A 12351-nucleotide genomic window follows, 5' to 3' on the forward strand; every position below is an offset into this window, starting at 1 on the left:
GTATTTATGGACTGCAAAGGTATCAAATTTCATTATTTAGTTAATGTTATATATAGTTTTAAAATCTACATTTTTCAACAAAATAACAATCTGCAAGAAAAACTTGTATTTTCCTTGCAGATTGTCAAAATATCGCCCACAAAATCGTATTTTTGTTACTCTTTCACAATAGGATAGAGTTCTATAAATTCACCCTGATGGCTCTTACCATCATTTATAAGCTCAGCAAACTTCTGACCGACAGTCTCTATGTCATGAAAACCTGGGAGAGACATATTGCCATTCAAATCGGTAGTTGTTGGGCCTGGGTGGACAGAGAATATTTCTATTGGCGTATTGCTTTGCTGAAATTCTATGGCCATCACACCCATCAACGCATTCTGCGCCGCTTTGCTGGCAACATAGGCCAGTGGATGCCAGTAAGGACTAATTTCTGATGGCACGGTGATATTGGCTATGCGGCCACTATTTTGGGCAATAAGGGGAACCAGAGCCTTTGTGAGCGCCCATGTACCTACGAAGTTTACATCAAGCGTCTCACGGATATCACTCAGTTTCGTATTCTCACTATTCACGCTCATGTCGCCAGGGATTCCAGCATTGTTCACGAGAAGTGTCAATTCTGGGAAACGCTCACCGATTTCCTTTGCTGCACGCTCTATACCTTCGAGGTCTTTAAGTTCAATGTTCACCCATCCCAGCACATCAATACCCTCCGACTTAAGTTGAGCGATAGCATTTTCTGCGCGTTGCTCGTCGCGAGCAGTTATTACTACTTTCCAGCCGCTAAGGCCAAGGTGCTTTGCAATCCCAAATCCGATGCCTTTGTTGGCACCTGTAACTAAAACAATCTTTTCGTTAGCCATAATTCTTTCTTTTGTGTTAAATCGGCTGCAAAGTTAAGAATTAATTCCAGATATAATCTATATAGGACTGCTTTTTCCTGAAAAATACCATCTTCGTGGTATATTACTCCTTATTTTTCTCTTTGAGGTGTTCCTCATACTCAGCCAGTTCACGCTCGCCAATATGAGCCAGTCCGTAGTGTTCGTCGTGTTGTGAGAAGTCGAGACCGACCTTTTCACTATAGGCCGACACACGCATAGGTATGAGACTATCGATGAGCTTATAGCCCAGCCAACTCATGGTAAAGGTGTAAACAAAGACGATGACTATAGCCAGGAGATGGTAAAGGAAAATCACGAAACCTTCCCATGTGCCAGCGATGAGCCCCATAGCGATGAACGACTGTAACATAGTAGAGATGACATTCTTAGCACCTACCATACCACCGTAGAAGAACGACAGGCCTGGGGTCATCATCAGCACAAAGATAGTAGCCGTAAAGTCCTCCCTTCCGCTAAGTTCAGCAGAAGGGAGAATACTTGGCCAATGATTATGGTTGTAGTGTCAAGCCGAGTACCAGATAGGCATTCTGGGTGCAGGGATTAGCAGCAACCTGTGCGAACACTGGTACTGAGAACGAGTCTGTAACCTTGATATCCTTTGTTGCCTTCAACGACAGGTTGGTTACAGCGAAACCACTCGTCCAGCCATTATAGAAATCAGTGGCAAACGGGACGGCGCCAGCCGTAGCAGCCCAATCGACAGAAGCAAGTTTAAATGGGACAATGACCTCGAAATAACTGCTATAGGCTCGCTTGCCGTCCTTGTTTACACCGTCGTTTCCACCGAAGTTGGTGAACAACTGTAGTGAAGCTATGCCAAAATCGTAACCTACGTTTGCCTCGAACACGTGGTTGGTGCCGTGGGCATCATACTTAAGGTAACGGTTCTTAGGATCAAGACCTGTATTGAACCAATAGTCAGTGACACCAATGTTCAGCCCACCGATAGTATAAGCTAACGTGAGGTCAAACTCTTTAGTATCAGCAGGGTTCACGAGTCCGTAACTGCCCCAAGCTGTCAGTGACAATCCTTTATAGGCTACACCCAGTGTAGGTTGGATGGCCGTGCTACCCAAATCCTGACCACGCCATATATAACTACTCACGATATCTCCACTAATCGTTGTCTCAATCTCATCCTGTGCAAAGGTGGTCATGCTCATGGCCATACCCAATGCGAATAAAACAATCTTTTTCATAAGCCTTTTTTTTAAAAATATTAGTTATAACAAGCTTCTCCGTGTTCGTAGATATCGAGTCCTTCCTCTTCAATTCGTTTGTCAACACGCAGACCGTGGATATACTTGATGCCATAGAACAAGGCAAATCCACAAGCAGCAGCCCAAAGATCAATCATAAGTACGCCGAAGCACTCAGCACCGAAGAATCCCCAACCGCCACCATAGAAGGCACCTGTCTCAGTAGCCAGCAGACCAGTCATGAGAGTACCCAGAATACCGCAGACACCATGTACAGAACTTGCACCTACAGGATCGTCGATGTGCAACTTGTGGTCAATAAACTCAATGGCAAATACCAATACTGTACCACAAACCAGACCAATAATCACAGCACCAACGGGAGATACGAGGTCGCAACCAGCGGTAATACCTACGAGACCTGCCAGCACACCGTTCAGGGTCAGAGAGAGTGAAGGTTTACCATACTTCAGCCAAGTGATAAACATCGTAGCCACACCACCTGCAGCAGCAGCGAGGTTGGTGGTCAGGAACACGTGAGAGATAGCCACGCGGTTCACCTCACCACTAGCAGCCAACTGAGAACCGGGGTTGAAACCGAACCATCCTAGCCAGAGGATGAAGACACCCAGAGCAGCCATTGTCAGGTTGTGACCAGGGATAGCACGACTCTTACCGTCCTTGCCATACTTACCAATACGGGGACCCAGTGCCAGAGCACCAATCAAGGCGAGCACACCACCTACAGAATGAACGATGGCAGAACCTGCGAAATCGTGGAATACAGCGCCAAATGTGGTCATCATAAAGCTATCGGTAGCATCGTTGCACAACCAACCGCCACCCCAGGTCCAGTGACCTTCAATGGGGTATATAATCAGTGAGATTACGGCACTATAAATAAGGTACATAGAGAACTTGGTACGCTCAGCCATAGCACCACTCACGATTGTAGCGGCGGTAGCACAGAATACGGTCTCGAAAATCAAGAATCCTTCTACAGGTAGATCGCTCTCATAGAAACTCAGGTCACCCCAGTTGGGCATACCAATGAAACCACCCAAGGTATCGGCACCAAACATAAAGCCGAAGCCTAGGAAGAAGAACAGCAACGAGCCGAACATAAAGTCGACAAAGTTCTTCATCAGGATGTTTGCCGTGTTCTTACCACGTGTAAAGCCAGCCTCACATAGTGCAAAACCGGGCTGCATCCAGAAAACCAACATAGCTGCTAATAGCATCCATACGGTATCGAGTGAAATTCCTATTTCGTTCATAATCTTTTGTCGTTTAGTTAATCCTTACTTCTTGTCTCTCAATACGGTGTCACCCTTCTCGCCTGTGCGGATAGAATAGGTCTCCAACACATCACTCACGAAGATACGTCCGTCACCGACCTCACCAGTGTGTGCCACTTCAAGCAGCACCTTGATGGTGGGGTCCAAGAACTGGTCACGACAAACAATTGTGATGGCTACACGCTCGATGACATCAGTTGAATACATCACACCACGGTAGATACGTTCCTGACGGCTCTGTCCGATGCCATGCACGTCGTGATATTCAAACCAGTTGATGTCCGACGATAGCAGGGCTTCCTTGACCTCTTCAAATTTGGTCTTACGGATAATTGCTTCAATCTTTTTCATACCTTAATACCTTTAATTAATACTACTTGTCACTGTGACGATGCAAAGGTATGACAATATGCAAGAAAAAGAGTCGAAACGCTAAATCTTTGGTTGTTAAAAATACAATAAAATAACAATCTGTAAGTTTTTATACGTCAAAAACTTACAGATTGTTATTTTTACACTAAAATCTCTACAATGTAGATTTTTAGCAAGTTAATGTGACAATGCATCAAATAGTTTGTCGAGGGCAGCATTGGCATCACCCTCAGTTTCATTGAGAAGGGTTACGAACTTCGAACCGATGATAGCGCCTGCAGCGTTCTGCTGTGCTGCATCCAGTGTCTGCTTGTTGCTTATACCGAAACCTATCATACGTGGGTTGCGAAGATTCATCGCGTTAATACGACGGAAGTACTCCTGCTTGGCATCGTCGAAACTCTTCTGTGCACCAGTGATGGCTGCACTAGATACCATATATACAAATCCATCGGTATTGTCGTCGATAAAGCGGATGCGCTCCTCGCTTGTCTCGGGTGTTATCAGCATAATGATACGCAGGTCGTACTTGTCAGCTATGGGCTTTACTATCTCCTGATAGTCCTTAAATGGCAGATCAGGTATGATAACGCCGCTCACTCCGCTCTCCACACAACTCTTGCAAAACTCCTCTATGCCGTAGTGCAGTATCGGGTTCAGATATCCCATCAGCACCAGTGGTATTCCAACCTGGTCCTTGATGGCCTTCAGCTGTCCGAATAGTGTCTTCAGGCTCATACCGTTCTTCAGTGCCTGTGTGGCAGCACTCTGTATCACAGGTCCGTCGGCCAGAGGGTCGCTGAATGGTATGCCTACCTCAATCATTGCTATACCGCGGCGTTGCATTGCCAGTATCACGTCGCCAGTGCCCTCCAGTGTGGGGCAACCTGCGCAGAAATAAAGAGACAGCAACTTTCTGTCGCCACGATTATTGAAAAGTGAATTAATCTTATTCATAACTGTTCTAAGAATTGTTTAAGTTTATTGATATCTTTAAGCCCTGGGGCGAGCTCGAAGCGAGAGTTGAGATCGATGCCGACACATTTTTTAGAGGTGAGAGGTGAGAGGTGGGAAGTGAGAAACTTTGCATCGTCGAGACCTATGCCTCCGCTCAATAGGAATGGTGTTTCGCCTCGATATTCGCTCAGTACACTCCAGTCAAACTTCTCTCCATTACCGCCCACGCTCTTGCCCTTGGTATCAAACAGGAACATGCCGGCCACACCCTCGTAGGCTTCAGTCAGTGCAAAGTCGGCTGCTGTAGCTATGTTGAATGCCTTTATAAGCTTATAACCTGCGAGCTCGGCACAATAATCTGGCGACTCGTGTCCATGCAGCTGAATATAGTCGAGGGCATAGTCATTGGCTATACGCTTCACCATCTCGATATCCTCATCTACGAACACCCCTACTCGCTTGCATTGCGTAGGCAGATAAGTCGGGCGCTCACTGACATATCGACTGGATTTGGGCCAGAAGATAAAACCCATCAGAAAGAGTGTAGAGTTCTTGCCTTGCAAGCGTCCTTCGGCCGAGCGTAGAGTGTAGAGTTTAGAGTTGGCTACCGCACTCTCGACTTCTCGGATATTATTGGGCTCGCGCATGCCGCAGACCTTTATAATGGGACTAATGGGACTCATAGGACTAACGGGTTAGCTGAGTAATGAAATCGTCAAGAGCAAGACCTGGGTCGGCAGTCTTCATAAAGTTCTCACCGATAAGGAATCCACGGAATCCTGCTTGGCGGAGAGCCTTTACCGTATCAGGATTAGAGATACCACTCTCACTGACTTTCACCGCTTCCTTAGGTAACAGTTCTGCCAAGCGGAAAGAGTTCTCTACATCAGTATGGAAAGAACCAAGGTTACGGTTGTTTATACCGCAGAGATCTGGTTCGAGTTCAGCATACTCCAGTTCCTGTTCACTATGCATCTCAAGGAGAACCTCGAGACCTAACTCATGCGCAGAACTCATGAGCACACGACATTTCTCTTTTGTAAGACAGGCTGCAATAAGCAGCACAGCACTGGCACCACAGAGGGCTGCTGCATATAGTTGTGCCTCATCGATGACGAAGTTCTTATATAATATAGGAAGAGTGACACCACTTTGACGCGCCTGACGGATAAAGTCATCAGAGCCACCAAAGTAATGCTCATCGGTAAGTATCGAGAGCGCCGCTGCTCCGTTCTGCTGATAACTAAGCGGGATGATGTTGGCACGCCCTTCTTCCTTGATCCAGCCTTTAGAAGGTGATCGGCGCTTGAACTCAGCAATGATGCCGGTCTCGCTCTGTAGGAGGACCTCACGCAAGGAGGGTTTCTTTGCCTTCAACAATGCCAGCTCCTCGTGTTTGGTGGCGATTATTTCTTGAAGAATATCTTTCATCATCTTCGTTATTTCGTTATTTCGACATATCGATAATCCGACACATCGATAATTAAGAATTAAGTTCTACGAATTTCTTGAAGGTCTTCAGGGCGGCACCACTGTCAATGCTTTCACGGGCAATCTCCACACACTCCTCGATGCTCTTCTGTCCCTTCTCCAGTACCTGTATACCGAAGGCGGCATTGGCCAGCACGATATTCTTTTGGGCTGGCAGGGCACGGTTCTCAAGGACAGAATCAAAGATCTGAGCAGCCTCTTCCTCAGTAGCGCCACCTACCAGCTCCTCAGGCTTGGCAATCTCGAAACCAAGGTCCTGAGGCTTAAAGATGCGCTCGTAGTCCTTGGTGGTCACCTTGAAGTCGCCAGTAAGCGAGATTTCATCGTAGCCGTCTATGCTGTTGACGATACCATAGTCGATGCCTAGTTTCTGGTACACCTGATGATAGAGGCGCATCTGGTCGAGGTTGGCCACACCCAACAGCTGGCACTTTGGGCGCGAGGGATTGACGATGGGACCGAGAAGGTTGAAAATGGTGGGGAAAGGCAGGGCCTTGCGGATAGGTCCAACAAACTTCATTGCCTTGGCGAAAAGCTGTGCGTGCAGATACACTATACCAGCCTCATTCAGACTGCGGTTCAGCTTGTCTATGTCGTCAGTGAACTTAATGCCGTGATGTGCAATAACATTAGAGGCTCCGCTGACGCTGGTGGCAGCATAATTGCCATGTTTAGCCACTTTGTAGCCTGCACTAGCAATAACAAAACATGCCGTAGTAGATATATTAAAGGTGTTCTTGCGGTCACCACCGGTACCAACCACGTCAATGTAGCGGTCGCAGTCGAGGATGGCGGGCACGCCAGTCTCCAAGATGCCGTCGCGGAAGCCCAACAATTCATCAACGGTCACGCCTCGCATCTGCAGGCAGGTCAACAGCGCCGTAATCTGTTCGTTGGGATACTCACTCTGTGTAATACCAATCAGTATGGTTTTCATCTCCTCGCGGGAGAGCTCTTCGTGGTTCAACAGGCGGAAGAGATAGCCTTTCATTGTCTGTTCCATAGTTATAATGGGTCTAATGGGATTAATGAGGTTATTGGGTTGGATGGAGATTATAGGAAGAGCCAGTTCTGTAGCATCTTCTTACCATTAGGGGTAAGGACACTCTCGGGATGGAACTGTATGCCGCGGATATTCAGTTCGCGATGGCGTAGTGCCATGATCTGACCCTCGTCTGAGACGGCTGTAACTTCTAAGCATTCGGGCAGTTGCTCCTTCGACACTACCCAAGAGTGATAACGGCCTATGGTGATGTCGCGCTCAATGCCGCTGAAGATTGGATCGTCTGCCACTATGTGGCAAGGTGTTGCCACACCATGAAACACGTCGCTCAAATTCTCCAGCCGTCCGCCGAATGCCTCACCGATGGCCTGATGTCCCAGACACACGCCCAGTATAGGCTTCTTGCCGGCATAAGTCTTGATCACATCCAGCAGCAGTCCTGCCTCTGATGGTATACCTGGGCCAGGCGAAAGAATGATTTTGCTGTATGACTCCAGGTCTGACAATTCAAATTGGTCGTTGCGCAGAACGGTGACTTCGGCGCCCAACTCTTTCACTAAATGACTCAGGTTATAGGTAAACGAGTCGTAGTTGTCTATGATTACAATTTTCATAATTCTTCAGCTTTAATGATTGCCTTGCGCAGTGCTCCCAGTTTATTGTTCACCTCCTGCAGTTCGTACTCAACATCGCTCTTGGCTACGATGCCGCCACCAGCTTGGAACCAAAGCTCACCATTACGCGAGACAAAAGTACGTATGGTGATGGCCTGGTTCAGTGAACCATCAAGGCCGATATAACCTATACAACCGCCGTAAGCGCCTCGGTTATGTGGCTCGTACTCGGAGATGAGTTGCATGGCGCGTACCTTCGGAGCTCCACTCAGTGTACCGGCAGGGAAGGTATCGATAAATGCTTTGATGGGGTCAGCACCATTGTCGAGTTCACCGCTCACACGGCTCACCAGATGTATCACATGACTATAGTACTGCAGATCCTTATAGAAATCCACCTTCACCCCATGACAGTTACGGCTCAGGTCGTTGCGAGCGAGGTCGACAAGCATCACATGCTCGGCATTCTCTTTGGGGTCGTTGCGCAGGTATTCGGCACCACGGCGATCGGCCTCAGCATCGCCAGTACGCTTTGTTGTTCCTGCAATCGGGTCGATGTAGGCGATATAAGAGGTGAGAGGTGAGTGGCGAGAGGTAAGAGAATTGTTTTGCAGCGAGTCTATTCTCTCACCTCTAACCTCTAACCTCTTACCACTAATTATCCTGCAGTGTGTCTCGGGTGATGAACCGAAGATTCGGAATCCGCCGAAGTCGAAGTAGAACAGATAAGGCGAGGGATTAATGCTACGCAGTGCACGATAGAGTTTGAAGTCATCACCCTCATATTTCTGGATAAATCTGCGACTCAGTACAATCTGGAACACGTCGCCACGCAGACAATGTTTGATGCCACGACGGATATTCTCGCGATGCTCATCATCGGTTAGCGTAGAACGTACATCACCTACAGGGTGGAAGTCGTATGCCTTCACGTTGGCCTTGTTCATCGCCTTCAAGATGTTATCAATAGCAGAGTCTTCTCTCACCTCTCCGTTCTCACCTCTCACCTCTAAGTTCACAATCTTCAGAGTATTGTTAAAGTGGTCGAATACTATCACCACCTTATATAATATATATAGCAAGTCGGGTGCATCGTTCTTGGCCTGTGTCTCGTCCTTTACGTTGATATCCTCGAAGTAGCGCACAGCGTTGAAACTGGTATAGCCGAACAGTCCGCACATCTTGGCGTCGTCGCCCTCCACGTGTATGCGGTCTATCAATTCGTGTATCGCCTTGTCGCTGCGATACTCCTTGTTTACCTCATGGGTGAGTGTGCTGCCGTCAGGGTATGTGATAGTAGCCTGTCCGTGCCCGATAGCCACGCTGGCCATAGGGTCGATGCCGATAAACGAACGTGAGTTGTCCTTCTCGTGATAGTCAGAGCTCTCCATCAGAGCACTCTGCGGATATAGGTCACGCAGTCGCATATATACTCCCACCGGCGTATACAAATCCGCCAGGATCGTCTTCGATGTTGTCGTATAATTGAATGTATTCATAATTATCAATTATCAATTAAAAATTCCCGTACTCCTTTGCCATTTGTTTGTTCTTAAGATAAGTCTCCACGTCCTTATCGCCACGACCACTCACTGTCAGCACCACCACGTCGTCCTTCTTAAACTGCAGCTTCTTCAGCGCAGCTATGGCGTGTGCGCTCTCGATAGCGGGTATGATACCCTCCATGCGTGTCAGCTCGTAACCGCCGTAGATGGCCTCGTCGTCGTTGATGCTCAACACCTTGGTACGTCCCTTCTTTGCCATGTTACAATGCATCGGTCCCACGCCTGGATAGTCAAGACCAGCAGAGATTGTGAATGCCTCCTGAATCTGTCCGTCCTCATCCTGCATCACCAGCATCTTTGCGCCGTGCAGGATACCTGTGGTGCCTTTATGGATGGTAGCCGCTGTATAGTCCGTGTTCCAACCGTGACCTCCAGCCTCAGCAAGTACAATCTTTACGCGCTCATCATCCATATAGTGATAGATGGTTCCTGCAGCATTTGAGCCACCACCGATGCAGGCAATGAGGTAGTCAGGATAGTCGCGACCTATCTTTTCCTCTAGTTGCCACTTAATTTCCTCTGAGATAACGCTCTGCATACGAGCCACGAGGTCAGGATAGGGATGGGGACCCATAGTAGAGCCAACGATATAGAAGGTATCTGCAGGATGACAGCACCAGTCGCGAATAGCCTCCGAGCAAGCGTCACTCAGCGTCATGTTACCAGTACGAACTGGATGTACCTCGGCACCCAGCATCTTCATACGCTCCACGTTCGTGTGCTGTCGTTCCACATCAGTAGCACCCATGAAGACCTCGCACTTCATGTTCATCAATGCACACACCGTAGCCGTCGCTACACCGTGTTGTCCTGCACCTGTCTCAGCAATGATACGCGTCTTACCCATCTTCTTTGCAAGAAGAATCTGTCCGATGGTATTGTTAATCTTGTGCGCTCCCGTGTGGTTCAGGTCTTCACGTTTCAGATAGAGCTGACAACCATACTGCTCACTCATGCGCTTTGCATAATACAGTGGACTTGGTCTTCCCACATAGTCCTTCAGCAGTGCATGATACTCTGCCTTGAACTCCTCACTCTCGATAATGGGCAAGTAAGCCTCCTGTAAATCATGTACGCACTTGTAGAGAATCTCAGGCACATAAGCGCCACCGAACTCTCCATAGAAACCGTTTTTATCTACTTGATAATTGCTCATATATATTATAGTTTTTGTGTATTTACTCTTTACTTTAATATCTAAACTCTTCATTAAAATCTGAGAGGCCCGTCGCAAGAACGACAGGCCTCTCAGTATCTCTTCCATACAATCCTATAGGTACAGGGCTATCTTCTCACGATATTTCGAATCTTGAGTTGCGCCACCACCAATAGAATGCACTTTTAATCATATCTGTTATTGTTATTATGTCTATCCGCGTGCAAAAGTATGCATAATCTTTCATCCCACCAAAAATATTTGCATTTATTTGCGGTTTTGCTCAAAAGAAATCTATTTTAGCATACTTTTCTGTATGTTTATACATAATTATTGCCTTACTTCTTATTAAACCATGCATCAACCTTTGCGGCTGTCTGTTTGCCACTAGCCATAGCACGAACCACAAGTGATGCTCCGTTGGCAGCATCGCCACATACAAATACGTTCTCAGCATACTGAGGATGTTCAGGCTTCAGGAATCCCATTGCCAGCAGAACCAGCTCGGCCTTTATGATTTCGGGCTTGCCTTTTTCTACCATGATGGGGCGACCGCCTTCTGGGTTTGGCTTCCAGTCTATCTCTTGAACCTTTACTCCTGTAAGCTTGCCGTTCTCGCCCAAGAACTCCAGGGTATTGATGTTCCAACGGCGTGTGCAACCTTCCTCATGACTAGATGTAGTCTTGAGTGTGCGAGGCCAATTTGGCCAGGGGTTCTGCGGGTCTTCGGGACCCTCGACGGGCTTGGGCATGATTTCTATCTGGGTGACGCTCTTACAGCCCTGACGATGGGCGGTGCCGATGCAGTCGCTACCGGTGTCACCGCCGCCGATGACGAGGACGTCCTTGCCCTTGGCTGTGATGCGCTCATCCTTAGAGAACTCCATGCCTGCCAGCACGCGGTTCTGCTGGGAGAGGAGCTCGAGAGCGAAGTGTACCCCCTTTAGTTCGCGGCCGGGAGCTTTCAGATCGCGGGCGGTGGGGGTACCGGTTGAGATGACGACGGCAAACCCACCCCCATCCCCTCCCGAGGGGAGGGGCGTTTGGTCACCCAGAGCCTTGTTGAATTCCTCGATAGAAAGGTAATCAAGCCCTCCCTCCCTCGGGGGGAGTTGGAGGGGGATACCGTAGCGGAACTCAATGCCTTCCTGCTCAAGCAGGTTGATGCGGCGATCGATGACTGCCTTATTGAGTTTGAAGTTGGGGATACCATATCGCAGCAATCCACCAGCGGCTTCGTTCTTCTCAAACACTGTTACCTGATATCCTTTCAGGTTAAGATCGTTGGCGGCAGCAAGGCCGGCAGGACCAGCACCAATCACAGCCACCTTCTTTCCATTGCGAACGATGTCTGTACGAGGAGTGATAAATCCCTCTTGGAAGGCCATCTCTGTGATGGCAGCCTCGTCTTCGCGGTTGGTGGTTGGCTCGTGGTTAAAACGGTTCAGTACACAGGCCTTTTCGCAGAGCGCGGGACAGATACGACCTGTGAACTCAGGGAAGGGGTTGGTGCTGTTCAGCAGGCGATAAGCCAGTTCATAATCGCCTTTGTAGAGCGCGTCGTTCCACTCGGGTGCTTTGTTGCCCAGCGGACAGGCCCAGTGGCAGAAGGGTACGCCACAGTCCATGCAGCGGCTTGCCTGCAGTTTGCGTTCGCGAGTGTTGAGCGTCTGCTCTACCTCGCCAAAGTCATGGATTCTATCGTGAATCGGACGGTAACCCGCCTCCTGGCGGTGTATCTCTAAAAATGCTTTTGGATTTCCCATCTTAATACACTAAACATTAAAG

13 protein-coding genes are annotated in these 12351 nt (G+C 48.3%); all 13 read right to left on the reverse strand.

Annotated elements, in window-relative coordinates:
* Nucleotides 1-155: 155 nt before the first annotated feature.
* Nucleotides 156-866, reverse strand: coding sequence for an SDR family NAD(P)-dependent oxidoreductase (locus M1L52_RS03065; protein WP_248613341.1), 711 nt, complete (start codon nucleotides 864-866; stop codon nucleotides 156-158).
* Nucleotides 867-969: 103 nt separating this feature from the next.
* Nucleotides 970-1329, reverse strand: coding sequence for a hypothetical protein (locus M1L52_RS03070; protein ID WP_317231468.1), 360 nt, complete (start codon nucleotides 1327-1329; stop codon nucleotides 970-972).
* 67 nt (nucleotides 1330-1396) lie between these two features.
* Nucleotides 1397-2107 carry a hypothetical protein gene (locus M1L52_RS03075; protein ID WP_248613344.1) on the reverse strand — a complete coding sequence of 237 codons (711 nt, stop codon included), beginning with the start codon at nucleotides 2105-2107 and terminating at the stop codon, nucleotides 1397-1399.
* A 20-nt stretch (nucleotides 2108-2127) separates the two neighbouring features.
* Nucleotides 2128-3384, reverse strand: coding sequence for an ammonium transporter (locus M1L52_RS03080; RefSeq protein WP_248613346.1), 1257 nt, complete (start codon nucleotides 3382-3384; stop codon nucleotides 2128-2130).
* A gap of 24 nt (nucleotides 3385-3408) precedes the next feature.
* Nucleotides 3409-3756, reverse strand: coding sequence for a P-II family nitrogen regulator (locus tag M1L52_RS03085; protein WP_248506211.1), 348 nt, complete (start codon nucleotides 3754-3756; stop codon nucleotides 3409-3411).
* Nucleotides 3757-3954: 198 nt separating this feature from the next.
* Entirely contained in the window at nucleotides 3955-4734 is a 780-nt protein-coding gene (gene trpA, locus M1L52_RS03090; RefSeq protein WP_248613348.1) for a tryptophan synthase subunit alpha, read from the reverse strand.
* Entirely contained in the window at nucleotides 4731-5417 is a 687-nt protein-coding gene (locus M1L52_RS03095; protein WP_248613350.1) for a phosphoribosylanthranilate isomerase, read from the reverse strand. The genes trpA and M1L52_RS03095 overlap by 4 nt, the downstream gene beginning before the upstream one ends.
* 4 nt (nucleotides 5418-5421) lie before the next feature.
* Nucleotides 5422-6165 carry an indole-3-glycerol phosphate synthase TrpC gene (gene trpC, locus M1L52_RS03100; protein WP_248614560.1) on the reverse strand — a complete coding sequence of 248 codons (744 nt, stop codon included), beginning with the start codon at nucleotides 6163-6165 and terminating at the stop codon, nucleotides 5422-5424.
* 52 nt (nucleotides 6166-6217) lie between these two features.
* Nucleotides 6218-7216: an anthranilate phosphoribosyltransferase gene (trpD, locus tag M1L52_RS03105; RefSeq protein ID WP_248614561.1), complete on the reverse strand. Its 999-nt coding sequence runs from the start codon at nucleotides 7214-7216 to the stop codon at nucleotides 6218-6220.
* A gap of 62 nt (nucleotides 7217-7278) precedes the next feature.
* The gene (locus tag M1L52_RS03110; protein ID WP_248613352.1) at nucleotides 7279-7842 is read right to left on the reverse strand and encodes an anthranilate synthase component II; all 564 of its coding nucleotides are present in this window, start codon (nucleotides 7840-7842) and stop codon (nucleotides 7279-7281) included.
* Nucleotides 7839-9341, reverse strand: coding sequence for an anthranilate synthase component I family protein (locus M1L52_RS03115; protein ID WP_248613354.1), 1503 nt, complete (start codon nucleotides 9339-9341; stop codon nucleotides 7839-7841). The genes M1L52_RS03110 and M1L52_RS03115 overlap by 4 nt, the downstream gene beginning before the upstream one ends.
* Before the next feature lie 16 nt (nucleotides 9342-9357).
* Nucleotides 9358-10563, reverse strand: a complete 1206-nt coding sequence (gene trpB / locus M1L52_RS03120) for a tryptophan synthase subunit beta (protein ID WP_248613355.1) — start codon at nucleotides 10561-10563, stop codon at nucleotides 9358-9360.
* 338 nt (nucleotides 10564-10901) lie between these two features.
* Complete coding sequence (locus tag M1L52_RS03125; protein WP_248613357.1) at nucleotides 10902-12329, reverse strand: glutamate synthase subunit beta; 1428 nt, start codon at nucleotides 12327-12329, stop codon at nucleotides 10902-10904.
* Between the last annotated feature and the right edge of the window lie 22 nt (nucleotides 12330-12351).

Origin of the sequence: Prevotella sp. E13-27, from assembly GCF_023217965.1 — a bacterium.
Lineage (GTDB): Bacteria > Bacteroidota > Bacteroidia > Bacteroidales > Bacteroidaceae > Prevotella.